The organism is Lysinibacillus sp. Y5S-8 (assembly GCF_036894365.1).
Classification (GTDB): domain Bacteria; phylum Bacillota; class Bacilli; order Bacillales_A; family Planococcaceae; genus Lysinibacillus; species Lysinibacillus fusiformis_D.
This window is the reverse complement of sequence record NZ_CP145889.1, coordinates 1,894,020-1,920,783: the sequence shown is the minus strand read 5'-3', so window position 1 is coordinate 1,920,783 and position 26,764 is coordinate 1,894,020. Positions and strand designations below refer to the sequence as shown.

Here is a 26,764-nt window from a genome sequence, read left to right as displayed (position 1 = left end):
CACACTCTCTGATTTATTGCTGTCTTCCTCATTTTAGTGTAAGTGGTAATGCTAAATATTCCATTAACCATTTCTTAAAAAAGTCTAAAAATTGGCGAAAAAAATACCTCGCCACATGGACGAGATATTTTGCTCTTAAACATTGAAACGATAGCCTGCTCCCCATACCGTTTCCAAAAACTTTGGCTGTGCGGGATCACGTTCAATTTTTTCACGTAGCTTGCGAATATGAACGGTAACGGTCGAAACATCTGCAGCTGATTCATAGCCCCAGTTTCGCTCATATAACTGCTCTTTACTTAATACTTGATTTGGGTGTTTAACAAAAAAAACGAGTAAATCAAATTCCTTTGTTGTAAAGGCAATTTCATCCCCATTGACAAAAACCTTTCTAGCAGATGTATCGATCGTAATGCCGTGAATGGACATCGTATGGTTTGTTTGCTGATTTGTAGCGAGGCGCTCATACCTGGCTAAATGTGCCTTGACTCTTGCTACTAGCTCACTTGGACTAAAGGGCTTCGTAATATAATCATCTGCCCCTAGACCAAGGCCACGAATTTTATCAATATCCTCTTTTTTGGCTGAAACAAATAAAATGGGCATATTGTGCACTGCTCGAACTTGTTTACAAATATCAAAGCCATTCATCCCAGGCAGCATAATATCCAAAATGATTAAAGCATAATCACCTTTTAGTGCCTGCTTCAGACCATCGTCTCCGTTATGCTGGATATCTACTGAAAAACCATTAATCTCTAAATAATCTCGTTGGAGCTCTGCTATGCTCACTTCATCTTCAATTAGCAGAATTTTTTTCATGATGACTCACCTTCTCCTCAGCCTTTTTCAATGAAATGAATATGCTCGTTCCCTTCGTTAATTCGCTCTTCGCCCAAATGTCGCCGCCCATTTCAAGGACGATTTGTTTCGCAATCGCTAACCCTAAGCCACTGCCTCCTGTTTGCGAATTACGGGAAGGCTCTGCACGGTAAAAACGATCAAAAATATGAGGTAACGCAGCAGGATCAATGCCCGTACCATTATCTGTTACCTGAATAATCGCATCCTCAGTTCGCTCGTGCAACGAAATAATAATTTGCTTATAGGATTTATCCATATATTTTTCACTATTGCTTAGTAAATTTGACAGGACACGTCTTAATTTATCACGATCAGTCATGGCCAAAAGAGGAGAACCTGCTGATATATATTGTAAGTGAATGTCTCGTGCAATAAAATCAAAGCTCGCATCCTCTACATAATCATGCATATATTGCTGGAGATTGACACTTTCCATTTGGAACGGAATCTTTTTTAAATCCAATTTAGAAAATAAAAACAGCTCATCAATTAATACATCCATATCCTTCGCTTTTGTATAGATGGTTGTTAAATATTTATCCATCTTCTCCTCTGTATTCGCCACGCCATCTTTAATACCCTCTACATAGCCGATAATGGAAGTCATAGGCGTTTTTAAATCATGGGAAATATTCGATAATAGCTCTTTCCGATTTTCCTCATATTGAAGCTGAAGCTGGATTGATTCTTTTAGCTTAACTCTCATTTCCTCAAACGATCGATTCAACTGACCAATTTCATCATTGGAATGAGACGTAATTTCAAAATCTAAGTCGCCCGATTTAATGCGTTCAGCCCCATCCTTTAAAGCTGAGATTGGATTAATAATACTTCTTGAAACTAAATAATTTAATAAGCCAATAATCATCATAAATAGTACAAATAAGATTCCTAAAAGAATGGGCAACAGTTCACGCGTTACTTCCGCATGAGAACTAACCTCTCTTAAAACGAAAATACTTCCCTCGGTTTTATCTGGAAAATAAAAATCAAATTTTACATACGTATAAAAGGCTTGATTAATCATGATGGTATCACGCGAATTAATATTGGTCGCTTCAAAGCCAGGTAAGCTTTGAAGTAATAATTGTTCATGCTCTTTCTGCGTTGAATAAACAATTTGATGATCTTTTCGTACCACAATCTCAATCGAAGGTGCATTGATTTTTTCTAGCTGTTCGAGATCTAAAAGCTGCTGGGGATTATTTTTAGCTAGTAATTTTAAATCTAGAAAAGCGTTTTCTTCTACCGTCGTCAAAGGCTTTTGTACATAGGATTTTTTATAAAAATGCTCTATTGCTTTGATATCACCCGTAATCGCAAAGGAAAAAAGAAAAACGGCTGCAAGTAAAAGCGTGATAGCAATGATAATAACACCCACATAAGATAGCAAAAACCTCGTTTTAATTGACATCTACACTCCCCCAATAAGCTGAAACTACTAGCAATGTACCATACAAATCTTAAAACTTTATAAAATTGGGCTGAAAAATCTATAAACATTTTTGCAGCTTCAGTATAGTATTGCGTTCATATAAACGAAATAAACAAAAAAGATACGGCACAATCCTGTTGTACCGTATCCATTCGCATTATTTAGTTTCTTCTGCTCTTAATTTCTTCTTTGTTTGCCAGCCTATAACGATGAGCTCCATCAATACGACAGCGATCAAGGAGGCGCCAAACAACGGCATTATAATGCCTAAAATAACAAGGAAAATGATAAACGGCATGGACATTTTATGAGAAATTTGCGGCGGTGCAGAAAGCTCCCCTTTTTTTCTACGTAAAATCCATGTGCGAATGCCCCACATAATGACGGCTAAAAAGGCTAGACAAACCACTAAGTTTAGAATCTTATTAGGCCAGCCAAATAAGTGACCTTCATGTAAAGGAATGCCCCATGTAAAGAATTTAGCCAACATGCCATAATCATCATAATTTACTTGATCGATAAACTTCCCACTATATTGATCGAAATACATCGTTGCTTCTGCTGAAGGCTTCACATCCAGACCTGTTACACCTGAATTACTCGCCTTCGCCACTGTATATACGCCCTCCTCATTTGACGGGTAAATAATCGAATAAGGTTTTGCGATATTCATGGCATTGATTTCTTTTTCAAGATCAGCAATCGAAATTTGGCTGTCATTTGTATAACGGACAGCTCCGCCTCCATGATGCTGCGCATGTTCACCTTCTGATGTAGGCGCCTCTAATTGTCGAGTGGCCCATGGAATTTCAGAGACATCCGATGTTGGTGGCTTTTGCTGTAATAATGGGTAACCAAAAGTTGGACTTTCTGAAGCTATATTCACAAGAATCGAACCTTGAAAAGCAGACCATAATAGCCCTGTAGAAATAAACAGCACCATTGGAATTGTAATGATTGTCCCAATGAGTGCATGCAATCTCTTACTTTTTTGTCGTTTATTCTCTGTCTTTGGCTTCTTCAAAAGATTTCCTTTAAATGTCATATAAAGTCCTGACAATAATAAAAAGATCGTCCAGCATGCCGCCAGTTCCACTAAATAATTGACAAAGGTACCGCCAATAAATAGGGAGCTGTGTGTATTTCTCATAATATTAGAAAATGTATAATTCGCATCCTGACTACCAACCATTTGATTGTGATCATCTAAAAATACGTACTTCTGTTCTTTGCCATTTGATAAAGTTAAACGCGTATTATAAGGCTCTTCCAGCATAATGACTTTCGTAGTGGAGTAGCCTGCAAATGCCGCTTCCGCTTTTTCCACGGCTTCATCAATCGTTAAAACCTCTTCTTTATGGCTTTCGCCAAAGAAGTAATCATCATATAATCGATTTTCTACATCTGTGAAAAATAAATAGCCAATCCCGCTTAATGTGAGAGACAGCAGTAATGGTGTAATAAAAAGTGCTGCGAAAAAATGCAATCGCCAAAACCTTGAATAAAGCAGATTTTTCATATTTGATCTCCATTCTATTTATAAATAGCAAATTTATTATATAAAGTAAAAGTGAAATATGAATGAAGTCCTAAAGACAGTTTTATGACAAATAAATGTAATCCAATTGGTATTATGCTATTTAATAGACCAAAAATAATGATAGCCAAACCTGTTTTAACGCAAGTTTGGCTACGAGTTTCAGTAAGATTTATAGATTCATATTGACAAGAATTTTACATTGACTACGGTCTTTCGTTAATGCTTCAAAACCTTTTTCCACAATATCCTCTAAAGCGATTTGGCTTGTCATAACAGCTTGACCATCAATGACCCCACGAGCGAGTAGACGAATTACTTCGGGGAAAATATTAACATAAGCAAAGGAGCCACTAATTTTCACTTCCGGAGAAACGACCGCATTTGGATTAAATTCTACTGGTCTTTCCCAGACGCTAACGATTTTAAATTCGCCGCCTGGATGAACCGCACTGACACCACTTGTAAAGGTTGCCTGCACACCTGCTGCATCATACGCAACATCCACCCCACCATTTGTTTTTTCACGAATAAACGCGACAGCATCTGTGTCAATTGGATTGATGACATAGGTCGCACCTAATTCAAGTGCTTTTTGGCGTCGTTCATCAGAAACCTCCACGACAAAAATCTCACTTGCCCCCGCTGCCTTCACAGCCTGTAAGACTAATAAACCAATAGGACCTGCGCCAAAAATAGCTGCTGTATCGCCCAGCTTTAATTGACTTTGACGCACTGCATGAACGGCTACTGCTGTAGGTTCAACAAGTGCGCCTAGCTCTAGGCTCATGTCATCCGGAAGGTGGTGAATATTTTCTTCCTGCACAATAGCATATTCAGCAAATCCACCTGAAATGGTATAGCCATAGGATTGTCCACGTTTACATAAGTTAGTATACCCACGTCGACAATTATCACATTTACCACAAGGAATCGGTGGCTCCACTGCTACACGATCCCCTATTTTTATTTGAGTAACGCCTGCTGCGACCTCTACAACAACACCTGCAAATTCATGACCTAATACAGGTTGTGTACGAAATGCATAGGCACCCCCTACATATTCATGTAAATCACTACCACAAATTCCTGCAAATGCGACTTTTACTTTTACCATACCTAGTTCTAGTGCTGGCAATTGTGCTTCCTCTACTCGAATATCTTGAATACCGTAAAATTTTGCTGCTTTCATTAGAATTACCTTCTTTTTATGATTTAGTTTGAAGACCGTGTAACACAAAGTTGACTGCATGTTCTGCAATTTGTTCAGGTGTTGATTGTAAGGAAGAACGATTTAAAAATGGATTGTTCAAGGAGTACATTAACGTCCCCATAATAAAGTTCAGCGCAACATCAAGCGACTCAAAGCGAATGGTCTGCTGCCCCTGACAAGCTAATAAAATCGTCCGAAGTTGCTCCCAGGAAGGTAAAAAAACATCTTTAAGCATCTCTAACCTCGGACTATTCATAACAATCTCTTGCTGTAAAATATCAATTAATTCATGCTCATGAATGCGATAAAGCACAAAGTTTCGGCAAAAGCTACGAAGTGCACCAAGTGAATCATGGATATCATAATGGGCATTCATAAAGGTATGGCGTAGCGGTTCAAATAATGCATTAAATACATTTTCTTTGCCACCAAAATGATAGGAAACAAGCGCAAGTGACACATTTGCCTCATCACAAATTTGTCTCACCGTCGTCCCATCATAGCCTCTGGACGAAAACAACGATTTCGCAGCCTGTAAAATTTGATCCTTTACCTCTTTATTTTTTTCTTTTGATACGTTTTCTTTCTGATCGACTGTACTCACCTCTTTTTTGAACAAACGTTCAAAACAATTGTTCAACGAAATTTTACGCCTCCTCGTACTAATTGTCAAAGCATGCGCTTATTAAAAATGGCTACTTCGAAAAACGAAGTAGCCAAAACCATTCTATCCAAGTAATTCTTTTAAAACATTGGTATACGCTGCTAAAATGGATTGCTCATGTGCAGCATCATGCCCAACATATTGTTCAACAAGCTCCTTTAGAGGCTTTGCAGCATAAGGCTCTTGCATAATTTCAATTTTTAATAGGCTCTCATAATACTCAACAACTTGTGGATTCATGTGGACCGCTCCTTTAATGTTTTACATAAAAAAGACATCTTTCTCTTATTAGAAAGATGTCTACTATGACAAATACATGACATAATACGGTGATTGCCAATTGGAAATAAGCTTTCTATTAAACATAGAAGCTACCTTTTTAGCAGTCATCGTACTATGAGCATGCAGGAGAATTTCTCTAGTCACACTCAACACCCCCTATCCGCGTAGGTTTTTTGGCTGTACTAGATAAAGGCAGGTCTCCTGGCTTATGTTCATCACACCTTTCACCTTCCCATTACGACACGTAACAGTGGCCTTTTGAAAAGTGCTCCCATTTACAGTTGCGGGACAGCGTCGGAATTACACCGATCTTCCCTTTTAAACAAATCCTAAAATCGGATTTGTACCTCTATCCTATTATTCCGTTTTTATTATTATACCATAAAGATTTGTATGCACAGACCCGATATCCATAAAATACTGTGATAGATGTAATGACTTGATTGGCACTTCCATTTACACTTAACTTTCTTCTATTTTATTACTATGTTACCATATAAAGAAACATAGATTTCAGGAGGAATACATATGAAACGCAATAAGACCGCAATACTACTATTGAAAAGTTTAGTCTTTATCTTACTTTTATCTGGCTGTAGTAAAGAAAATGAGACCGGCTTCGATGATCAATTTATCGCTGATTTAAAAGACTATATTCAAGTAGAAGCGAAATATAAAAACATAGAAGAAAATAATATAAATAACTTGAATAATTTATATGAATCACAAACATATTCAATGGCCCACTCCAGCGATGGAATAAAAAAAGCACTCTCACAGCAGCAAGCATATTATGAAGATGCAATAGACTATTCACATAATAAAATAGATTTCAAACCTAAAACAAGCTCCCCAGAAGAAAAAGAACTCTATAATGCGATAATTGACTTTAAAGAAAAAAAAAGCTCTCATGACTTCCCAACTATTAGATTAGTCGATGCAACATACCAAATTGATAGAGTAAATGCTAAAGAAGAGTATGAGCAATCTTTACAGGAACTAAATAAATCATGGAATACTATCATATCCCTTTCAGAAAAGTATAATTTGAATCTTTTTGGAGCTGAAGAATAAGCGAATATGTAGGTGTTGTATGAGTGACTATCCTTTGCTTTTTGGGGGGCTCTATCCCCCTTTTTTGAGTTTTCTATCCATACTTTGAGGGTTATCCTTCTCTTTGCAGATTTTATCCACTTCTTTTGATAGGTTATCCTGCACTTAGAAGGTGCTATCCTCCTGTTTGAAGGTTATCCTTCTCTTTGCAGATTTTATCCACTTCTTTTGATGGGTTATCCTTCTCTTCGAAGATTCTATCCTCCTGTTTGAGGGTTATCCTTCTCTTTGAAGTTTTTATCCACTACTTTTGATGGGTTATCCCTCTCTTTGCAGGTTTTATCCACTTCTTTTGATAGGTTATCCTTCTCTTCGAACGTGCTATCCTCCTGTTTGAAGATTATCCTTCTCTTCGGGAGTTCTATCCACCAGTTTGAAGGTTATCCTTCTCTTTGTAGGCTCTATCCACTACTTTTGATGGGTTATCCTTCTCTTCGAAGATTCTATCCTCCTGTTTGAGGGTTATCCTTTTCTTCAGGGGTTCTATCCACCTCTTTTGATGGGCTATCCTTCTCTTTGCAGATTTTATCCACTTCTTTTGATAGGTTATCCTTCTCTTCGAAGGTTCTATCCTCCTGTTTGAGGGTTATCCTTCTCTTCGGGAGTTCTATCCACCTCTTTTTATAGGTTATCCTTCTCTTCGAACGTGCTATCCACCTCTTTTGAGAAGTTATCCACCACTTTCAAGGTGCTATCCATCACTTTCCCATTGCTATCCGCCAACATTTTAAATATTCAAAAATTAAACTATACTTAAAGAAAAAGGGGGCATTATGAGATGATTATCGGTTTACATCATGTGCAAATTACCATTCCACAAGGATCAGAGGAGCAGGGGAAAGCTTTTTATTGTCAGGTTTTAGGTTTGCAGGAATTGGAGAAGCCTGAGTCGCTGAAGGGTCGAGGCGGATTCTGGTTACAGCTTGGACAGCAGGAGGTTCATGTGGGCACGGAAGATGGCTTTGATCGCTTGGCAACAAAGGCGCATATTGCGTATCAAGTAGAAGATATTGAGTACTGGAAGAGGAAACTAGCAGAACATCAATTAGACATACTAGATTCTGTGCCAATCCCTCATTATGAGCGATTTGAATTTCGAGATCCGTTTGGTAATCGCGTAGAAATGATTCAAAAATTAAGATAAACTGCCCTGCTATTAGGGCAGTTTTTTCATGGAACTGTTCCATATTACATCTTGCTGAAACATTTGTAATAAAACTGTAAATTCCCTTGATAAAGCCTTTTATAGCAAGTGTTGAAGCCCTCCCTCTAGTTACCCTGGTAACATTTACCTCCCGGAAGCCCTATATTTTCATGCTACGATTATTTCCATGGCAAAGCTATACAGGAGAAATTCTACTAGATGCTTCAGGAGGTTATAACAACATGAATAAACGATTTTTATCTACAACACTTGCCTTAACAATTGGCTTCAGTTCATTCGGAATGGTGCACACAGCCATCCAGCCGATACAGGTCGAGGCTGCTACAACAAATGCTCAAAACAATGCGCAGGCTGTTGCAGCGAAAGCAGATCAACTCATTCAGACAGGGAAAAGCTTAATGGGTCAAGCGACATATAGCAATTCGGTTTACAAGTCTACATATCCATATAAATTTTCTTGTGCTTCATTTTTAATGTACATCTTTGAGAAAAATGGTGTAGACCTTGGTACATATAATGAAAATTATATGATTCAGCAAGGGACATATGTAGCAAGGAACCAATTACAAAAAGGCGATTTAGTGTTCTTTAAAAGTAAAAAAACAGGGACTGACCCCGATCATGTCGGCATGTATATCGGTGACAATAAAATCATCCACATGGCTGATTCCAAACAAAATATTGTCATTTCTGATTTAAACAGTAAGCCGTATTATACAGAAAACTATGTATCTGCACGTAGAGTATTGCCTACCCTACTATCAGCCAATCCTGCAACAAAAGGCGATAAAATTGTAGAGAATGCCCTGACGTATAAAAACAAAGTAACGATTGGCACTTCAACAAGCGAGTCAAGCCTACGCTTCACAGCTCCAGCATTTGTTGATTTCATCTATCGTAAAAGTGGCGTGACACTCGGCGCTACTACGTTAAGCAATTTAATGAACCAAGGATCAACAGTGGCTCGTGCTAATTTGAGAAAGGGCGATTTAGTCTTCTTTAATAGTGTCAAAGGCTCTAAGACACCTTCGCTTGTAGGGATTTATGCGGGCGATCACCGAATCATCATTCCTAATTCAGACGGTGTGATGACAAGAGTGTTATTTGTAGATTATTATACTGAACATTATATTACAGCGAAGCGCGTTTTCTCTGATTCCAACTCATCTCCCAGTGTAAGTGCACCTTCAGCTAGTACTTCAGCCGATCAAATTATTGCAACAGCTACCGGGTTAACAAGCAAAGCAAAATTCGGCTATACGTACAACGAAAGTGCACTGACTTTTACAAGTGCTGGTTTTACGTACTATGTCTTTAAAAAGCATGGTATTGATTTAAAGGATAAGCTAGCAAGTAAGCAAGCTTTAGTAGGGACACGTATCCAAAAATCACAGCTTCAAAAAGGTGATTTACTGTTCTTCTCAACGAATAATGGTGGACAAGATATCACGCAAACTGGTATTTATTTAGGAAATAATCAATATATTAGTATGACTACTAATGGTATTGTCAAACAAAACATTTCTTCCACTTGGGCACAAAAGAATTTTGTAACAGCTCGACGTGTTTTAAAATAAGAATGGTTGGGTGTCTCAATGAGGTTGAGACACCCTTTTTTGCTAGGATGAGTTTTTAAGCGTATTGGCAAATTCAATCATTGATCTACTCGACATCGGTCCTTTTATTAAAACAATCGTGTCTGCATCGAGCTTTGGTTTCAATAATTCTAAAACGCCTGTTACCTCTTTAAACGTATGAACCTCTGCGCTGGTTCCATCTTTTTGAGCTTGATCGGCAATCTTTTCTGCCCTTTTGCCGATGGTAATTAATGTATCAATCTTTCTTTCTGCTACCATGGAGCCGATTTCGCGATGGTATTTTTCTTCAAAATTACCTAATCTTTTAATATCTCCTAGAACGAGAATGACTTTCTTCTCTTTTCCTACCGTATCTAGCACTTTTAGGGCTGCCTCTACAGATGTCGGGTTATTTGTCCACGTATCATCAATAATCGTACTGTCACCAAGCCCTGTCGTAAATTCTAAATGTCTTGCCATCTGTTTAAACGTTCGTAACCCAGCTATAGCCTGACGAATTGTCAGCCCCATTTCACGACAAGCTGCAATCGCTGCTAATGCATTATAAACTTGATGCTCACCGTAGCCAGGGACAAATACATTGTACGTGATAGCATCTACTTCTAAAGTAAACTTCATGCCCGTATTGGCAAACTCTACATTCGTCGCTTTAAAGTCTGCCGTCTCATGTAAACCAAACTTAATAATTTTCCCCTTAAACTTTTTCAGTGAAATTTTTTTGATGTTGGTATCATCAGCATTAATAATTAACGTACCATCTTCCTTAATGCCTTCCACAATTTCTGCCTTGGCCTTTATATAGCCATCTAGGTTGAGACAGCCATCTAAATGATGCACACCAATATTTGTAATAATACCAATAGTCGGTTGATAGATCATACACTGATGTTTAATATTCCCTGTGTTGCCTAAACCTAATTCAAAGATAGCGGCTTGTGTTTTTTCTTCAACCCCCGTTAAATAAGGCAATGATTGCCTTGGCTCGTTTTTACTGCTAACGGATGCCTGCACTTGCCAATGCTTACTAGCGATATGTTTTAGCATCTCTTTTGTCGTTGTTTTACCACAAGTTCCTGTTAAAGCCACAACAGGAATTTGAAAAAGACCACGATAATACTCGATAAATGTCCAGTAGGCCTGTGCAACACTTTTCACTTGTAAAACGGTTGTATTAGCTAAAGCGCTTTTTAATTCTGTAGACGGTTTATCGGAGATGATTAAAGATGGTCCTTTCCGATCAACCTCTTGCCAGTTGATTTTATCATTTCGACTAACAAACATGAGGGAATGACTTTTTGTTAGGTCATGCCGATTATAGTAAATGGCCTGCTGCACAGACCATTGTTCTGATCCATGAATGAGCTTTCCTTGTAGAACGGTTCTAAGTTTTTGCACACTAATGGGTTGCAAGTGTACTGCGCCTCCTCTCTTTATCAATCTTGTACATGACTTACTCCTTCTCTTGATTCAGCGTGTTATACTCTGACCAATTACTATACCTTATTAGAATGTTCTTCTATGTGGCACAGTCAATATCCTATATAGTAAGAAGCTGGCTAATCAGCAGGTGGAGTAGGCTTCAGCTTTAGCTCCGCTGCTAGTTTAGAAACCTGTTTGCTATACATGTCTCCCTTTATGAGCACAATCGTATTTTCATCGACAATCTTCTGCAATAACGGATAAACGAGTGTACTATTTTTAAATGCATAGACAGACTCACTAAATCCTAACTTGACTGCATGATCAGCCATAATCCTTGCATGCTCCCCAATGGTAATCAAGACATCCACGCCAATGCGTTTTATTAATTCCCCCGCTTGCTCGTGAATAATATATCCCCATGAACCTAAGTCGGTAATCGTACCAATGACAGCAATCTTTTTCTTGCCATCTCCTAGCTCATTCAACACTTTTAAGGCAGCCTCCAAGGAAGTGGTTGTAATACTCCAGGTATCATCCAATAGCATGGAATGATTGATGCCCTCAAAAAGTTGTAATTGTTTTTTCAATTGACGGAATGATTGGAGAAGTTTGGCTGCAACTGGAATGGGCATTCCCATATCATAGACGGCTGCGATGGCAGCAAGCGCATTATAGACCTGATGTTCTCCAAATCCTGGCACAAGAATGTCATAGCTTTTTTTATTGTGCTGAAGAACGAATTTCATCCCCTTTTGATAGTAGTGGATATGACTTGCTCGAAAATCACAGGACTCATGCTTCCCTACTTTAAGCAAACGACCACGGAATCTAGAAATATCTAGCTTCTGCGTATTGATATCTTCCGCATTAATAATTAATGTGCCTTTGGGATGAATGATATCTAGCATTTCTCCCTTTGCTTGTATATAGCCTTCTAATGTTTTGCAATAGTTTAAGTGGTGAGCTCCGATATTAGTAATAATCCCTATGGTCGGTTTAAAATATTTTCCCGCATTCGTAACATCTCCTGGCGAGCCAACTGCTGTTTCAAAGACGGCTGCCTCTGTTTCTTCCTCAATGCCCAATAAATATTGCAATGAAGCGGTTCTAGAATTACTGCTTAATGTCGTTGCTGTCACTTTCCGATCAGCAGAAAGAAGATGTTTAATCATCTCTTTTGTCGTTGTTTTACCTGAAGTACCTGTAATCGCTACAATCGGAATATGAAACTGATTGCGATAAAAATGAACAAATTTCCAATAGGCCTCTTCTGCATTCGCTACCTGTATAATAATGACTTGGTTTGGAATGTCATTTGGCCGATAAGCTCTATCGGTCACTAGCACTAGAGGAGAAAGTGGCTCAAGACTTTTCCAATTCACAATGCGCTTACTTGTAAATAGTGCCGTATTGGACTTTTTCACTTGTTTTAATCGATAAGCCCCATGCTGAATCAGTACATCCTCTGACCCTTGCACTAGATAGCCTGCCGTAATCATTGCTAAATTTTTCACCGAAAGAGGCTTCATATCTTTTCTCCCTCCTTTCTTTTCTAGTATATGTAACCTCTTAAAAGTTGCCTGGATGTAGACAAGATACATAACTAGAAGAAAACTATTTCACTGCATATATATAAAGGTGATTAAGTATCTAAGTACCAATAGAAGGAGTGATATACCTGAAAGCCATTGTATTTATCGGTACAAACAAATCCGGGTCTAGTCGTGAAGCAACAAGAGCAGCAGAAAAACTAGGCTACTTCACAGTACTTTTCACAAATAATGAAAAACAACTTCAGCAGCGACGTGCCTACCCCGACATCCACAAAATGATACTCATTGATACTTTGAATATAGAGAGAATGAAAGAGGAAATTGATAAACTAGGAAAAACCGGATTAGAGATTAAAAGTATCGTTAGTTTTGTTGATCCATTTGTCCATGTTGCTTCTATGCTATGTGATGAATTTTGTCATAACTATGCATCCTCCACTGCTATTGAAATGATGGAGGATAAAGAGAAAACAAGAAATTTTTTAAAAGACCAACCATACTCACCAAAGTTTTCGCTTCTGAAGCCCCAGGAACCTATTGCTAAAAATTTGACCTTTCCATTAATCGTGAAATCACCAAAATCAACAGGTTCAAAAGATGTATTATTAGCAACAAATGCAGAGCAATTTAATGATCACCTCAAAGCATTACGCAGTAAAAACCCCTACGAATCCATCATGATCGAAGAATATTTGGATGGTCCACAATATTTAGTAGAAGCGGTTGTGTACCAACGACAACCACATGTCATTGGCATTATTGAGCAGGAAATTACGCAAGGAAAACGATTTATTATTACAGGCTACGGTGTTTTAGTTAAAGCTCCGTCAGACATCCAATCAGGAATCGAAGAGATACTCCATTCTATTGTGAAGGCCTTTGATATCGAAAATGGAGCACTCCATTTAGAGCTTCGATTAACGCAAAATGGTTGGAAGCTTATCGAAATAAATCCACGGATTTCTGGTGGTGCCATGAACAATATGCTACAGGCAGCGCTAGGATTTAGTTTAGTGGAAGAAACATTGAAACTATTACTTGGTGAACAGCCTAATCTCGAGCCAAGACATAAAAAATTTGTTTATACAAAATATGTTATTGTGGAAAGTAAAGGCATTTTAGAGAAGGTGATTGGCAAGGCAAGAGCGACAAGATCAACAGGTGTTGTAGAAGTGTATGTCAAACCGAGAAAAGGGACACTGCTAATGCCACCTTTATCGATGGGACACCGTTATGCTTATGTAATTGCAGAAGGGTCAACATTGAGGGAAGCTAGAAATCATGCAACAAATGCAGCAAAAGAAATTAAATTTATTTTGAGAGTTTGAAAAAAATATCCCGAATAATTGCCGCTTGCCAGTGGACAGTTACTCGGGCTTTTTTATCTTGATTTGACAGATATCATGAAAGAGAGACCTGCACGATGCAGGTCTGTTCATTATTCAATATGAAGTTGGACGCATTATTGTATCTGCACGGAAGCGAAGCGTCAGCGGCAATTACATCAGAGCATACTTCATTCTTCCTTAAACGTTTCGTCTAAAAATTTCACAGTTTCAAACATATTCGTTTTACTAGCACCTTTTACAAGAATGGTATCATGAGGCTCTACCAATGTTTCTAGTAGGACATGCAATTCGTCTTTATTGATAAAATGATGTACCTTGGATGGGTCCATGCCCTTCGCAATGGCGGCATTGCTCATTTCTTCCGTCCTAAAGCCATAGGTAATGAATTCATCAATGTCTACCTCGTAAATGTACTCCCCAACCTTTTTATATTCTTCCTCCCTCAAGACGCCGAGCTCTCGCATTTGTCCAATAATCGCTACTTTCCGTTCCTTCGCGATATTCGTTAGTACATCAATCGCAGCTCGAACCCCTTGTGGATGAGAGTGAACCGTATCATCAATGACCGTAATATCATCACGCAAGTTATAGATCGTTAAACGTCTTGGTGGTTTTTTAAAGTTGAGCCCCGCCTGAATTTCAAAGGGCGTGAACCCTAAAATATCTGCCACTGCCACTGCATTGAGCGCATTGTAAACATGGTGTTCCCCTAAAATTGGAATATACATTTCGATTTCTTCCCCATGTAGCTTCATTTTAAAGGACATGCCAATATCTTTATACTGCAGATCATAGGCACGGTAATCGGCTTCTTTTTTAATGCCCACCGTCAAGATTTTCCCTTTAAATTGCTCTGTCTCTAAGTATCTGGAATTGTCATCATCTTGATTGACAATAAGTAAGCCTTGTTGATCCATACCATGAATCAATTCGGACTTCGCCTTGGCAACGCCTCTTACATCCCCATCAAAGTTCCCTACATGCGCTAAGCCAATATTCGTTACAATACTAATATTCGGCTGAATTATGCTACAGTGGTTGGTAATAATACCTGGGTAGGCCATACCATACTCTAATACGACAGCCTGATGTGTATCATTGATTTCTTCCTTATGCTTTTTCGTATGCTCAGTCGTATTCCAATAATCCTTCGACTCAAAAACATTCCACTTTTTCGATAAAATCGAGCCGACAAATGCCTTTGTTGTTGTTTTGCCTGCACTTCCCGTAATGGCAATAATCGGCAAGTTTTTCTTGTCAGCCTGTTGCTTACTTTTTTGTTGGACAATTTTCTTTTTTAGAGGTTTTTGATTTTTCGCAAGATACATCGCATAGCGGATGGAATGAATGACCACATCTAGCTCCAAGTAAAAGGCAGGAGGACAGCCTGGTCGCCAATTGACCTCATACATCCAAATTTTTTGCTGCTGATCTAGGCCAACATCAATCCCAATTTCATCAATCACTTCCCCAAACTTCACCATTTGAATTTCATCCAGGTGATGAGCTAGCGCTAAGGAGAAATGCTCAAGCATTCGCCGAATATTATAAGCCTCTTCCTTAAATTCCTGTTCTAAAAATGGATCTAAATAATTCGTATAGCCCCCATTATTAATATTCGGTATGATGGAACCATTTGGTGCAATTCGTGGGTACACTGTCGTCACTACCCATTTCCCTTCACCATTTTTCTGAACATGCAAACGGAAATCATAAACCTGACCCGACTTTGTGACCGATTGAATATAGGGCTGCATAATAAACGTACCAGACGCAAGCTGCTCCTTTATCAATGCATCTAATTGAGGCTTTGAATAAACCGTATTGGTGCTATCCTTTCGAACCTCGAAATGCTTAGTTCCCGCCTTCGTAATAAAATAAATGCCCTTCCCCTTACGTCCATCAATCGGCTTGAAGACAACCCGTTTATAATAATTAATGAACTTGTGAAATAAATCGACATCCTTTACAATTTCCGATGGAATCAAATACTGTTCAAATTCCTTTGCTTCCTTCAATCGCTTCATGACATTCCATTTATTCCCTATCGAATAGGTCGTAAATGGAATCTCTTCTTTTAAACGATCGATAATATCTTTAGAAACAGATAATTTCTCTGGGCTCCCCGCATTATAGATCACATCAGGAAAGGGCATCGTTTTTTCCTGCCACTCGCCATTCTCATAGACCTTTGCTTGAATGGAGCGTTTGGCAAAGTCAACACTTTTAGGGGTGAAGTAAAAAAACTGTGCCCCTTCTGCTTTCGCAACTGCTGCATAGGCATATGACTTGAGAACTGTAGTTGGATCAAGTCGATGATGCAGCATACCAATAATCGTCATAGTTAAACTTCCTTTCATTAGATTCTCTCTCTATTACATTCACTTTGTATCCCTCACATATAGACAGATGCTCTAGCTTTAGTAGTTTAATATGGCGCTACCATTTAGGCTCAATGATAAATTTCCCCTTCAACATGTCTGGCTTTAAGAGCTGAATCGCCGATATCCCACTAAGTTCAATCGATTTGTGCGTACTTGTTTTTTCTAACCTCACCACGTCAGCAATCGAATTGGTATCATTTCCTTCATAATCAAAAGCGCGCAACAACGACACTGTGCCACGGCAACGCTCTTTATCAATCGCCTCGATACGGAAATACTCCGTTTCAAATTGTTTCACTGTATCCATTAACCTTAAATGAGCGCCACTATGTGTAATTAAAAAAAATGGAATCGTATCACTACCGACTATTTTGACAAGTAGCTGACCGAAATATTTAGAATGAAAATTCATCATAATATCCTGAAGATCCTTCAAATCACTTAAAGCTTCGCATAAAAAGTGATTTCTTTTCTTCTCACTATTCAAATTGTAGCCCCCTCTCTAGTTTGAATATGTCTGTTGGTCCATGTAAGTTGCCCTCTCGTTATAATATGTAGCGACAAAAAATATGACGACTTTTTCACACAGAAACTAAAAAAACCTCTACCATAGAATGGAGAGGCTTTCTTCATGAGATCATTGAGAGAAACGTGTCAGCAGTTCTTGTACATTATTCGGTTCTAATGTATCCATTGTATGATGCCCTGTGCCGAATGGTAATTGCTTCGTAATAGCATTTGGGATAACCACTGTATAAAGGCCCGCCGCCACAGCTGCTTGTGCGCCATTCGGTGAATCCTCAATCGCTATCGCTTCCTTGCCCTTTACACCTAAATGTTCAAGCGCCTGCAAGTATAGCTCTGGATCAGGCTTAACATTTGTCACTGTGTCCGCGGTACAATAGCAACCAAAAAAATCTCGAATGCTAAGCTTATCAACATACTGATCAATCCATTGACGACTCGAGCTACTAGCAAGACCAATTTGTAAACCCGCTTCCTTTGCTTGCTGCAGCAGTGTTAATATACCCGGTCTGAGCGTTTCCTTTTCCATTAATTGTGCATGACTTTGTTGAATAGATGCTCGAAATGCCTCCACATCCAATTTGATATGATGATGTGTAACAAGATATGTATAAGGATTAAAAGCTTGAAGATTTGTACCAAGGCATTTTGCATACATTTCCAACGATAACGCAACACCATAATGAGCATAGGCCTCCTTGAAAACGGTATACCACGCCGTTTCTGTATCAATAATCGTACCGTCAAAATCAAAAATAATCGCTTTCAACATCCTACTTTCCCCCTTTGAACTAATCCAACGCTATCGTACTTCTATACAGCATGTTATCCTCTGCTTTTACTGTTCTATCCGTTGCTTTTGTATTTCTATCCACCACTTTTGCTGTTCTATCCATTGCTTTTGCATTTCTATCCACCGCTTTCGCTGTTCTATCCACCTTTTTTTGCAACTCTATCCTTCTTTTCCTGCAATCCAGTACTTTTGTAACTCTATCCATCTCTTTTGCTGTTCTATCCGTTGCTTTTGCATTTCTATCCACCGCTTTTGCTGTTCTATCCACCTTTTTTTACAACTCTATCCTTCTTTTCCTTCAATCCAGTATTTTTATAACTCTATCCATCTCTTTTGCTGTTCTATCCGTTGCTTTTGCATTTCTATCCACCGCTTTCGCTGTTCTATCCACCTTTTTTTACAACTCTATCCTTCTTTTCCTGCTATCCAGTACTTTTATAACTCTATCCATCTCTTTCGCAACTCTAACCATCTACTCCTGCAAACTATCCATCACCTTGTCACGTTTATCCCCTTGATTTAACAAAATCACGCCGCCGATAATGAGGGCTATGCCAAGTGCAGAGTAGAGATTAAACATATCGTGCCAAATAATCATACCTACGAGAACGGTTAAAGCTGTCCCAACACCTGACCAAATAGCGTAGGCTAGGCTTAATGGCAATGTTTTTAGACATAAGGATAAGCTATAAAATGAAATGCCATAGCCAAGTGCCACCGCTAAAGAGGGACCTAGCACGGTGAAGCCTTCAGAAAGCTTGAGCATGGTTGTCGCAAAAACCTCACTTATAATCGATAATGTTAAAAATAAATAGCCCTTCATGCTGTTCGCCTCCTAATGTCCACCTGCAAGATTGAGTACTACGACACCCAAAATAATACATAGAATCCCGATGACCTTCTTGCGATTAAATTGTTCCTTATAAAGGACAACCCCGACAATAGCCGTTAACGCTGTCCCTAAACCTGCCCATATGACATAGGCTGTGCCGATAGGGATAACCTGTAATGTCAAGGCTAAACAATAAAATGCCGCTGCGTAGCCAACCACTACACCAACAGATGGCCAAATGCGCGTGAAACCTTCTGTGCGCTTTAGCATGGAGCTTGCAAAAACCTCTGCTACAATGGCGATCAATAAAAAACTAAAAACCATCATTCTTGAAAATCCTTTCTAGTTCACTTCTATCTGTCATCTTCTTCCTCTACATACTCCAATATATTGCGCTTTACAAACCGTATTACCTTACCCGTTTTTAAATTAGAGAGATTGACCATCTTCTCTGCCAGCTCACTTAGCTGCGTTTTACGATCCGCTTGCATACAATCTAAGAGAATCATTATGGTTATGTTCTCACTTCCTAAGCTGTTGCATCATCAGATAGGGGAAATAGGTATGGAATGCATTAGCTATCAAGCTCAACACGATCACACAGTATGCAATTCTTGCTATTTTTTTACTATTAGCTAACGAAAATAGGATACCTTTTGTAAATTAGACAACAATCAATAAGACAATAGCTATGTATATTGTAGCAGTAAATAAAAAGGTCATGACATCTTTTTTGCATAATGCATATCCTTGCCTACCTAATCGGACAACAGCATTTCCAACCCTTCAAAATGAATAGAAGCCGCCATACTCCCCTTGGCTACTAATTGTTCCGATACCTTCATTGCTCCTACCAAAAGAATCACAAGCATCGTCAAGCCAAAAATCAGCATCCCCTTTCCTTCCTTTTTTATCCCTATCAATAATTATCGATAAAAATAAAACCCTCTAATGCTAGAGGGCCTGGCTTTTATTTTAATAATCCTGTCTCTACTAAAAATGCTTTAGCTACGTCTGCTGCGAGCTTTCCTTCCACATTTACTTGATAATTCATTTCTCGCATTTCATCGTCTGTAATATGGTTTGCTAGTTGATTTAATGCCTTTTCAATCTCTGGATAGTTTGTTAGCGTTTCTTTTCTTAGCAATGGTGCTCCTTGATAAGGTGGAAACAATGCTTGATCGTCCTCCAATACATGTAGCTTGTATTGACGAATTTCACTATCCGTTGAATAGGCATCTAGTAAATTGATATCGCCCGATTGTATCGCCTGATAGCGAAGCTTTGGCTCCATCGTTGCAAGTGTTGGAAACACAATCCCATAACGTTTTTGAATGCCAACATAGCCATCTTCACGGTCATTAAATTCTAATGTAAAGCCTGCTTTCACCTTCTGCTCTATCGCTTGCAGATCAGAGATTTTTTGCAATTGATACGTCTCCGCCAAATCCTGTGATACGGCCAATGCATACGTATTGTTATAGTTCATGGGGCTTAGCATGACCATATCAAATTGCGCCAGCACGCCATCTTTTGCCTGATGGTAGACATCCGCTTGGTTATGATTGATCGCTTCCTCTTTTAAAAATTCCGTAATAACTGTCCCCGTAAATTCAGGGTAAATATCAATACTCCCCGATTTTAACGCATTGAATACAAACGAGGTTTTACCAAGCCCTGGCTTTAGCTGCACAGTTAAGTCCGTTTCCTGTTCAATCAATAATTTATACATATTGATGAGTATCTCAGGTTCAGAGCCTAGCTTTCCTGCTATCACGATTTCATCTTGTGGTTTATTACTAAATAGCGGGAAGAAAATAATGATGAATGCCGTCAAACTAACGAGACTCAATGTGGTCAATGTTTTTTTAAAGGACAGGGATTCTAGTTTTTTGAGCAACACATCAAAAATCAATGCTAACATGGCTGCCGGTATAGCTCCTATTAAAATGAGGGCTGTATTATTACGGTCAATTCCAAGTAAAATGATGTCTCCTAATCCCCCAGCACCAATTAAAGCAGCTAATGTGGCGGTCCCCACAATTAACACCATCGCTGTTCGAATACCTGCCATCATGACAGGCATGGCCAGTGGTAATTCTACTTTCAATAAACGCTTCGGTCTATTCATTCCCATGGCTAATGCCGCTTCCTTTAATGATGGATCGACTTCATTAATGCCCGTATAGGTGTTTCGCAAAATAGGCAATAGCGCATAGACGACTAACGCAATAATGGCGGGAACTTTCCCAATACCAAATAGAGGTATTAATAAGCCGAGTAAAGCTAATGAAGGAATCGTTTGCAAAACGGCACTGATGCCGATGATACTTTCAGCTATTTTCTTTTTATTGGTTAAATAGATACCTAGAGGAATGGCAATGAGAACAGCAAAAAATAAAGCGATGAAGGATAGTTGGATATGTTCTAGCAATGCCGCTAGCAGTTGTGCCTTCCGTTCTTGAAACATCTCCATCACATTAGTCATGCGCAAGACCTCTTTCCTTTGAATCCTTTGCTAAATAGTGCAGCATAGAGGCTCTTGTCACCATACCGATGAGCTTGCCATCCTCCTCGACACCTAATAAGTCATGCTGGGCTAGCTTGTCAAAAATTGTCGCAAGCGAAGCATCCACAAGTATCGTATCCTGGAACTCACTTGTTGTCATGATTGGTTGCATGATGGCATGGATAGTAAACGCATGCTCTGCCTGATGCTTGCTACCAATAAACTGTTGTACAAAGTCATTGACAGGGTTTTGTATCAACTCTTGTGGCGTACCTATTTGGACAATTTCGCCATCTTTCATAATACAGAGGCGATCCCCTAACTTCAGTGCCTCCTGCATATCATGTGAGACAAATACAATGGTTTTCCTTATCGTACGTTGCATCTCCAGTAAATCATCCTGGAGTTTTGTACGACTGATGGGGTCTAAGGCACTGAACGGCTCGTCCATTAAGATAATCGATGGGTCAGCCGCTAAGGCACGAATAACGCCCACTCTTTGTTGTTCGCCACCTGATAACTCCTGTGGCTTACGCTGACGATATTTTTCTGGTTCAAGCCCAACCATCTCCAGCAGTTCCTCCACACGCTTTTGAATTTTTGTTTGATGCCAATGTTTCAATTCTGGCACAATCGCAATATTTTCTTCAATCGTCATATGTGGAAACAGGGCGATCTGCTGTAATACATAACCGATACTCCAACGTAACTCATGGATATTATAGTCACTGATTCTTTTACCATTGATCCAAATCGTTCCTTCTGTTAATGGAATTAATCGATTAATCATCTTCAATAAAGTAGTTTTGCCACATCCACTAGGGCCGATAATGACAAAAAATTCACCCTTTTTAATTTCTACATTTAGAGCTTTGACAGCTGTATGGTCGTTATCATATTTTTTTGAGACATTGTCAAATGTAATCATCTGTCATCTCCTTTTAAATTTGCGAATGAAATGAGAATAAGTTCACTTCTATATTTCACCAACAACAGTTCTTTCAAACATTTGCAGGTAGGTTTGGCTATTTCATTCTAAATACTTCGCCTTTTGGCACAAACGGTAGCTTGGCCCCTTGTGGCAATACGAAGGCATGCTCTCTTTTTATGGTTAAACGATCACATTGACCATCCGTAATAATAAGGATAGGACCATCCTTTGGAAAATCCTGCGCTTCTTCTAGTAAACGGACACCAGGCTGTAGCACGGTGCCTCCTCTGCCTCTTACTTTCACTTTAGACAATAGCTCTTCAGGTGCTAGATAGCCTGCATCATAGGCAACGGCATCACAAAATATCACTCGTACAAGGGGAACATCTCTGGCAATACTATAGCTCGCGATTGTGCCAAGTGCTTTTCCTAGTAAGAGACGATCCATAGAGCCTGAGGTATCAATAAGGACTGCGAAAGTACGTCCATCTTCCTCTCCGCTTTGATGAACCCATCTTGGTCTAGCTATATCAGGTGTCGATGCTTGCCTTCTACTTGGACGGGCATATGTTCTGACCTTTTCTATTGGCTGAAACATGCGATCAAACCATTTGGCTAATGCCACATCCCAAGCAATAGGTGGCTGTGCTAGACTACGAATTTCCTCAATGAGTCCTTGTGGTAAGTATCCTCTCTCCTGTGCCATGTGATAGCCTAATCCTTGACTCAATGCTCTTCTATAAAAAGCATCCAAATCCATGCCTGCCTTACCTTCCCAAAAGTCTGGTGGATTCATTTCAATCATATCTACTGTGCCTTGCCCTCGAAAGGTTCTTAATTTGCGATACATCCTGATATCCGTAACAATGCGATCATAAATAGATTCTGCCGAGAGCCCTTTTAAGGCTGGATCATATAGCCCGCCAAATGCTGGCATCTCGCCAATTTTCATATCGATGAGCCAGCCATTGATGACATAATCACAAGCAACATTCCATAGATAGGGATCACGTCCTTGTCTGCGCGTAGCATGGCTTAATCCCGCATGCAGCAGTTCGTGTGCCATTAAAAAGCGCATTTCCTCATCGGTCATGCCTACAGCCGTATTCAAATAAATCTCTTTCGTTTCCACTGCGATGGCGGCAACAGAGATATCCATTCTTGTACAAACAAGTGGGTCTTCAATTATGGTAAAATCCGCAGCTAAAGCACCAAATAAGGGATATGAGCTCATAAACCAAGCCTTTGCGCGTTGTGCTTGTGTTACCCTCGTTGTTCCTCCAAATGTATTTTCTACCCCACCTGCTACACGAATGGCGCTTTGCACTGCTTTCGATAAACCTTCTGCAAATAACGCAGCGTAATTGCTAGCGCCTCTAAGAACATTTGTTTTATTTTGTGAAATAATAAAGTCCACTTGTCCTGGCATTGTACTATAGCCTTTCAAATCGTCTGGCACACCTTCGCGTAAAAATCTGTCATACAATTTTTCCTCCGAGCTAAAGGCTTCAAAAAGCGGATTACTCATTTCTTTAGGTGCTTGACCAAATTTTAGCTCTGCTAAAAACGTTGTAATATAGCAGTCACAGGCGATATTCCACAGTTCCTGCTGCTCTTTTGGTTGATGATGATGTAAGCCAAGGTGTAGCAAACAATGCGCTATGACATAGGCCCATTCGTTGGGCTGTCCTTTTTTATCTTGATTAACACAGATGACACCCGCGCTTGTGACGTAAGCCCAATCCTTTTGTGGCATCCTTTCATATTGCATGTACACAGCATGACATAACGCCTCGAACAAGGGATGTGTACAGACAATCTCATGCCCACGCGCGATCGCTTTCTCATTTTTCTGCTCCTGCTGTGATGCTTTCTTTTTTTTGGCCATATGTTAACCGTCCTTTTTGGCTACTAAACGTGGTAAATCCCGAATAACCTCCAGCATAAACCAAGCGGGTAAAGCTTCACCCTTTTGCTCTGACACAACCATCTGTGCAATTTCTAAGCTAATGGACGCTAATTCCTTGATCAAATCTTTGGCACGAAAGGCTAATTGTCGTTGATTCCCTTTCAATGTCGTATGCTCGTTTGGAAGCTCCTTCAGTAACTGCGCACGGAAGGATTGCGCCATGAAATAAAGCAAATCTCTTTCTTCCGGTCGATCTGGCCAACGCAATTCACCATTGATAATTTTGGCTAGATCATATTTACTTTGCACTTGTTTGATAAAGGCTTTAAATTGACTGGCAATATGTGCAGATAGGCAGCTGCTTGCTAATAGATCGATTGTTTGTTCTGGCAAGCTATTGCCGTATGCATACAAGCAATCACTTAGCATATGCCATGAACGTGGTGTAGAGAATGGTTCCTCTGTTTTCGGCGGTTCGCTCCATAAATGGTCGGGACGCATTTGAATATACTCAATCACATAGGGATGTATTTCATGCGCATAGGCCCATTCAAGCCAATCTTTGTGCGATGCCCTTAGCTGAACATGGACCATACGATTGATTAATGCTGAGGACATCGGTTTAACAATCGCATTATCCTGAGCACGATTGCCTGCGCCAATGACAATCGTGCCCTCTGGCAACGTAAACTCTCCAATTCTGCGTTCATGAATGAGACTATAAAAAGCTTTTTGTACTTCCTGTGAGCAAGCATTTAATTCATCTAAAAAAAGGCAATAAGGCTCATTGCGCGCAATCATTTTAGGTGGACAAAAAACACTGTAGCCATCCTTAATTTGCGGAACGCCAATGATATCCTCGGGTGCTAGCTGACTGCCCAATAACGAAACACAGGGCAAGCCTAATTCGCTAGCAAAATTTTCAACAATCGCTGATTTCCCTATGCCAGGTGCTCCCCAAATAAAGACAGGTCGTATCGTCGCTACATTCAGTAGAAAATCGTATAGTTGTTTTTGTGTAACACTAAAAATCGTATTCAATCAAAACTTCCTTTCAACTAATCATTTTAAAGGTTCATAATACCATTTTCTATTAAATTGTGCTTGTCTCTACCAATCTATGAAATTGACTGCCAATCACTCGCTGTGAGAAGATAAAAAAAAAGCAATAGAGAGGTCGTGACGTATGCACAATGTCTATCAATTCATGGCGATTTCCCATCTAGCTGAAAGATTTCCAGCAGGCTCTTGGTGGGCAAAGTTTTACAAGGATTTTAGTGAGGATGATCTAGTAGCGTACTATGAGGGCGATTTAACACTTCCCTCTCTTGATTTGGATTGGGGTATGCCTTTTCCACAGCAAGATAAGACCATTCTTATTTTCATCAATGGCCATTTAACCGTTGACAACCTATACAATTTAGAAACAGATGGCGCAATTGGGCTGATGGTGATGGGCAATTTAATGGCTAAAAATATAGCGGTCGGTGGTCAGGAAATCTATGTACATGGAAATCTGACGGTCGAGAATATTTTATGTGGCTCATACAATCATGGAGAAGCTATTGTTAACGGCAATCTTCAAGCAGCAACATTAGTTCAGGATGACGAGTATCGCATCAATGTAAATGGCCAGAGGTCGCTTCAGTGTATCGTAAATATTTGGCACGGAGACGGTATTTTTCAAGAACTCCCCATTCGTATTCAGGACATATTAATCGATGAAGTATTTTTAGACGAGGATGAAGATGAAGATGAGGTCGGCTTTTCATTCGCTTCACTGGTGCAAATTTTTAAAGAAGGACGTTCCGCACTCACTCATTTTACAAGCGTTCCTCAAAGGACGATAGCATCTTCTGTTTATTTCACGCACCATTCGATTAATGCGGAAAACATACTGAAACTGACTACATGTATTTTGATGACACCAGACAAGCCTTCTTTTGATTTGACGGAACAGGATGTTTATTTCATGATCCAGCGCGCACATACCAATGCTGATGGAGACAAACGCAATGATAGTGTTTATATGAAGACTTCTCAGTATCACTATTTTATTTGGCTTAATGAGGATCAATCCGTCTCCCTCTTGAGAAAAACACTAGAGGAAGAAGCTGAATGGTGGGATATTACAGAATCATCGCAGGCGCATTTAGTGGCTATTCACGATCACTGGCTCATGCTTTTAACGTGCATCAATGTAGCAGAGCTTTACTTGCATACTATCGAGATACAATATGTACGACAAATTTTCCAGCAGTCAGCAATCCAAGCATTAGAAGAAGACCATGAGGGTTTCTGGGATGGTTCCAAATGCTATAGTTTCCGTCAAGCCTATCTGGATGAGGATGGTGATAGGATACATGCTCGCATTGAAATTCAGACGCCTGACGAAGCGTATTATTTTTATACACTTGAAAATCAATCCTATGTTTCCCGTTATTATCAGCCTCCTCATTATTATGGTCTTCAAGAGCTATCTTATTTGAACACTAGACAATGGGAAGCCTCCGAGCAATATTTTGAGAGATTCAAACAATTTATGTCCCAAAATTTTAAAGTATAAGTGAGCAATAACGAGGAACTAATTAGCACTGGTAGCGTTCTATTAATGATGAAATCTATTTATTTAGACTGCTCTTTATTTCTTTTAAACTCTCTGTAATAATGAGAGATAGCTAAACTT

General features: G+C 39.4%; 26 protein-coding genes and 1 riboswitch. Of the genes, 5 read left to right on the top strand and 21 right to left on the bottom strand.

All coding sequences use genetic code 11. The features are described 5' to 3' along the window. Positions 1-135: 135 nt before the first annotated feature. The 7 genes from V6670_RS09075 to V6670_RS09045 all read right to left on the bottom strand — a co-directional run bounded on the left by V6670_RS09075 (position 136) and on the right by V6670_RS09045 (position 6,139). Positions 136-822, bottom strand: a complete 687-nt coding sequence (locus V6670_RS09075; RefSeq protein WP_089932460.1) for a response regulator transcription factor — start codon at positions 820-822, stop codon at positions 136-138. Beyond that, positions 800-2,278 (bottom strand): HAMP domain-containing sensor histidine kinase, encoded by a 1,479-nt coding sequence (locus V6670_RS09070; RefSeq protein WP_338653748.1) that lies wholly within the window; start codon positions 2,276-2,278, stop codon positions 800-802. Before V6670_RS09070 ends, V6670_RS09075 begins: the two co-directional genes overlap by 23 nt. A 178-nt stretch (positions 2,279-2,456) precedes the next feature. Beyond that, positions 2,457-3,818, bottom strand: a complete 1,362-nt coding sequence (locus V6670_RS09065) for a PepSY domain-containing protein (RefSeq protein ID WP_338653746.1) — start codon at positions 3,816-3,818, stop codon at positions 2,457-2,459. Between the two features lie 190 nt (positions 3,819-4,008). Next, positions 4,009-5,028, bottom strand: a complete 1,020-nt coding sequence (locus V6670_RS09060) for a 2,3-butanediol dehydrogenase (RefSeq protein ID WP_338653744.1) — start codon at positions 5,026-5,028, stop codon at positions 4,009-4,011. Positions 5,029-5,044: 16 nt separating this feature from the next. Then, positions 5,045-5,689 carry a TetR/AcrR family transcriptional regulator gene (locus tag V6670_RS09055; protein ID WP_338653743.1) on the bottom strand — a complete coding sequence of 215 codons (645 nt, stop codon included), beginning with the start codon at positions 5,687-5,689 and terminating at the stop codon, positions 5,045-5,047. Between the two features lie 87 nt (positions 5,690-5,776). After that, positions 5,777-5,953, bottom strand: coding sequence for a hypothetical protein (locus V6670_RS09050; RefSeq protein ID WP_170829809.1), 177 nt, complete (start codon positions 5,951-5,953; stop codon positions 5,777-5,779). A 63-nt stretch (positions 5,954-6,016) separates the two neighbouring features. Further along, positions 6,017-6,139, bottom strand: a complete 123-nt coding sequence (locus tag V6670_RS09045; RefSeq protein WP_338653742.1) for a hypothetical protein — start codon at positions 6,137-6,139, stop codon at positions 6,017-6,019. A 29-nt stretch (positions 6,140-6,168) separates the two neighbouring features. Continuing rightward, positions 6,169-6,361, bottom strand: a riboswitch (cobalamin riboswitch). Between the two features lie 162 nt (positions 6,362-6,523). On the opposite strand from V6670_RS09045, the gene V6670_RS09040 reads away from it, so the two are divergent. The 3 genes from V6670_RS09040 (at position 6,524) to V6670_RS09030 (ending at position 9,850) form a co-directional block, all read left to right on the top strand. Further along, complete coding sequence (locus V6670_RS09040; RefSeq protein ID WP_338653741.1) at positions 6,524-7,069, top strand: hypothetical protein; 546 nt, start codon at positions 6,524-6,526, stop codon at positions 7,067-7,069. An 817-nt stretch (positions 7,070-7,886) separates the two neighbouring features. After that, positions 7,887-8,252 carry a VOC family protein gene (locus tag V6670_RS09035; RefSeq protein WP_141903084.1) on the top strand — a complete coding sequence of 122 codons (366 nt, stop codon included), beginning with the start codon at positions 7,887-7,889 and terminating at the stop codon, positions 8,250-8,252. 242 nt (positions 8,253-8,494) lie between these two features. After that, complete coding sequence (locus tag V6670_RS09030; protein WP_141903083.1) at positions 8,495-9,850, top strand: NlpC/P60 family protein; 1,356 nt, start codon at positions 8,495-8,497, stop codon at positions 9,848-9,850. A gap of 42 nt (positions 9,851-9,892) precedes the next feature. On the opposite strand, the gene murF (V6670_RS09025) is transcribed toward V6670_RS09030, so the two are convergent. Together murF (V6670_RS09025) and murF (V6670_RS09020) are read right to left on the bottom strand one after the other, a co-directional pair. Next, complete coding sequence (gene murF, locus V6670_RS09025) at positions 9,893-11,281, bottom strand: UDP-N-acetylmuramoyl-tripeptide--D-alanyl-D-alanine ligase (protein WP_338653738.1); 1,389 nt, start codon at positions 11,279-11,281, stop codon at positions 9,893-9,895. A 146-nt stretch (positions 11,282-11,427) separates the two neighbouring features. Beyond that, positions 11,428-12,807, bottom strand: coding sequence for a UDP-N-acetylmuramoyl-tripeptide--D-alanyl-D-alanine ligase (murF, locus tag V6670_RS09020; protein WP_338653737.1), 1,380 nt, complete (start codon positions 12,805-12,807; stop codon positions 11,428-11,430). Positions 12,808-12,962: 155 nt separating this feature from the next. On the opposite strand from murF (V6670_RS09020), the gene V6670_RS09015 reads away from it, so the two are divergent. Beyond that, positions 12,963-14,174 carry an ATP-grasp domain-containing protein gene (locus tag V6670_RS09015; protein ID WP_338653736.1) on the top strand — a complete coding sequence of 404 codons (1,212 nt, stop codon included), beginning with the start codon at positions 12,963-12,965 and terminating at the stop codon, positions 14,172-14,174. 188 nt (positions 14,175-14,362) lie between these two features. On the opposite strand, the gene V6670_RS09010 is transcribed toward V6670_RS09015, so the two are convergent. The 12 genes from V6670_RS09010 to V6670_RS08955 all read right to left on the bottom strand — a co-directional run bounded on the left by V6670_RS09010 (position 14,363) and on the right by V6670_RS08955 (position 25,119). Further along, the gene (locus tag V6670_RS09010) at positions 14,363-16,555 is read right to left on the bottom strand and encodes a YheC/YheD family protein (RefSeq protein WP_338653734.1); all 2,193 of its coding nucleotides are present in this window, start codon (positions 16,553-16,555) and stop codon (positions 14,363-14,365) included. A 79-nt stretch (positions 16,556-16,634) separates the two neighbouring features. Next, positions 16,635-17,066 carry a hypothetical protein gene (locus tag V6670_RS09005; RefSeq protein ID WP_036116879.1) on the bottom strand — a complete coding sequence of 144 codons (432 nt, stop codon included), beginning with the start codon at positions 17,064-17,066 and terminating at the stop codon, positions 16,635-16,637. 150 nt (positions 17,067-17,216) lie between these two features. Beyond that, entirely contained in the window at positions 17,217-17,876 is a 660-nt protein-coding gene (locus tag V6670_RS09000; RefSeq protein WP_338653731.1) for an HAD family hydrolase, read from the bottom strand. 19 nt (positions 17,877-17,895) lie between these two features. Continuing rightward, positions 17,896-18,165 (bottom strand): hypothetical protein, encoded by a 270-nt coding sequence (locus V6670_RS08995; protein WP_338653729.1) that lies wholly within the window; start codon positions 18,163-18,165, stop codon positions 17,896-17,898. Positions 18,166-18,369: 204 nt separating this feature from the next. After that, positions 18,370-18,720, bottom strand: a complete 351-nt coding sequence (locus V6670_RS08990) for a multidrug efflux SMR transporter (RefSeq protein WP_036116874.1) — start codon at positions 18,718-18,720, stop codon at positions 18,370-18,372. A 12-nt stretch (positions 18,721-18,732) separates the two neighbouring features. Further along, the gene (locus V6670_RS08985) at positions 18,733-19,056 is read right to left on the bottom strand and encodes a multidrug efflux SMR transporter (protein ID WP_338653728.1); all 324 of its coding nucleotides are present in this window, start codon (positions 19,054-19,056) and stop codon (positions 18,733-18,735) included. Between the two features lie 26 nt (positions 19,057-19,082). Beyond that, complete coding sequence (locus V6670_RS08980) at positions 19,083-19,238, bottom strand: transcriptional regulator (RefSeq protein ID WP_338653727.1); 156 nt, start codon at positions 19,236-19,238, stop codon at positions 19,083-19,085. Positions 19,239-19,487: 249 nt separating this feature from the next. Further along, a complete protein-coding gene (locus V6670_RS08975) occupies positions 19,488-19,622 on the bottom strand; it encodes a hypothetical protein (RefSeq protein ID WP_338653725.1) in 135 nt (44 codons plus the stop codon). A gap of 77 nt (positions 19,623-19,699) precedes the next feature. Continuing rightward, positions 19,700-21,217: an ABC transporter permease/substrate-binding protein gene (locus V6670_RS08970; protein WP_338653723.1), complete on the bottom strand. Its 1,518-nt coding sequence runs from the start codon at positions 21,215-21,217 to the stop codon at positions 19,700-19,702. Then, positions 21,210-22,166 (bottom strand): ABC transporter ATP-binding protein, encoded by a 957-nt coding sequence (locus tag V6670_RS08965; RefSeq protein ID WP_338653721.1) that lies wholly within the window; start codon positions 22,164-22,166, stop codon positions 21,210-21,212. Before V6670_RS08965 ends, V6670_RS08970 begins: the two co-directional genes overlap by 8 nt. Positions 22,167-22,263: 97 nt before the next feature. Beyond that, a complete protein-coding gene (locus V6670_RS08960; RefSeq protein ID WP_338653720.1) occupies positions 22,264-24,057 on the bottom strand; it encodes a peptidase in 1,794 nt (597 codons plus the stop codon). 3 nt (positions 24,058-24,060) lie between these two features. Further along, positions 24,061-25,119, bottom strand: coding sequence for a MoxR family ATPase (locus V6670_RS08955; RefSeq protein ID WP_338653719.1), 1,059 nt, complete (start codon positions 25,117-25,119; stop codon positions 24,061-24,063). Positions 25,120-25,264: 145 nt separating this feature from the next. On the opposite strand from V6670_RS08955, the gene V6670_RS08950 reads away from it, so the two are divergent. Beyond that, positions 25,265-26,644, top strand: coding sequence for a hypothetical protein (locus V6670_RS08950; protein WP_338653717.1), 1,380 nt, complete (start codon positions 25,265-25,267; stop codon positions 26,642-26,644). Positions 26,645-26,764: the final 120 nt, after the last annotated feature.

What these genes read in the sequence shown, in the direction of transcription:
- V6670_RS09060 (WP_338653744.1), bottom strand. Translation starts at nt 5,028, where the DNA reads ATGAAAGCAGCAAAATTTTACGGTATTCAAGATATTCGAGTAGAGGAA.
- V6670_RS08985 (WP_338653728.1), bottom strand. Translation starts at nt 19,056, where the DNA reads ATGATGGTTTTTAGTTTTTTATTGATCGCCATTGTAGCAGAGGTTTTT.
- V6670_RS08965 (WP_338653721.1), bottom strand. Translation starts at nt 22,166, where the DNA reads ATGATTACATTTGACAATGTCTCAAAAAAATATGATAACGACCATACA.
- V6670_RS08970 (WP_338653723.1), bottom strand. Translation starts at nt 21,217, where the DNA reads ATGACTAATGTGATGGAGATGTTTCAAGAACGGAAGGCACAACTGCTA.
- V6670_RS08990 (WP_036116874.1), bottom strand. Translation starts at nt 18,720, where the DNA reads ATGAAGGGCTATTTATTTTTAACATTATCGATTATAAGTGAGGTTTTT.
- V6670_RS09030 (WP_141903083.1), top strand. Translation starts at nt 8,495, where the DNA reads ATGAATAAACGATTTTTATCTACAACACTTGCCTTAACAATTGGCTTC.
- V6670_RS09075 (WP_089932460.1), bottom strand. Translation starts at nt 822, where the DNA reads ATGAAAAAAATTCTGCTAATTGAAGATGAAGTGAGCATAGCAGAGCTC.
- V6670_RS09040 (WP_338653741.1), top strand. Translation starts at nt 6,524, where the DNA reads ATGAAACGCAATAAGACCGCAATACTACTATTGAAAAGTTTAGTCTTT.
- V6670_RS09065 (WP_338653746.1), bottom strand. Translation starts at nt 3,818, where the DNA reads ATGAAAAATCTGCTTTATTCAAGGTTTTGGCGATTGCATTTTTTCGCA.
- V6670_RS08980 (WP_338653727.1), bottom strand. Translation starts at nt 19,238, where the DNA reads ATGATTCTCTTAGATTGTATGCAAGCGGATCGTAAAACGCAGCTAAGT.
- V6670_RS08975 (WP_338653725.1), bottom strand. Translation starts at nt 19,622, where the DNA reads ATGCTGATTTTTGGCTTGACGATGCTTGTGATTCTTTTGGTAGGAGCA.
- V6670_RS08960 (WP_338653720.1), bottom strand. Translation starts at nt 24,057, where the DNA reads ATGGCCAAAAAAAAGAAAGCATCACAGCAGGAGCAGAAAAATGAGAAA.
- V6670_RS08950 (WP_338653717.1), top strand. Translation starts at nt 25,265, where the DNA reads ATGCACAATGTCTATCAATTCATGGCGATTTCCCATCTAGCTGAAAGA.
- V6670_RS09000 (WP_338653731.1), bottom strand. Translation starts at nt 17,876, where the DNA reads ATGTTGAAAGCGATTATTTTTGATTTTGACGGTACGATTATTGATACA.
- V6670_RS09010 (WP_338653734.1), bottom strand. Translation starts at nt 16,555, where the DNA reads ATGAAAGGAAGTTTAACTATGACGATTATTGGTATGCTGCATCATCGA.
- V6670_RS09070 (WP_338653748.1), bottom strand. Translation starts at nt 2,278, where the DNA reads ATGTCAATTAAAACGAGGTTTTTGCTATCTTATGTGGGTGTTATTATC.
- V6670_RS09050 (WP_170829809.1), bottom strand. Translation starts at nt 5,953, where the DNA reads ATGAATCCACAAGTTGTTGAGTATTATGAGAGCCTATTAAAAATTGAA.
- V6670_RS09035 (WP_141903084.1), top strand. Translation starts at nt 7,887, where the DNA reads ATGATTATCGGTTTACATCATGTGCAAATTACCATTCCACAAGGATCA.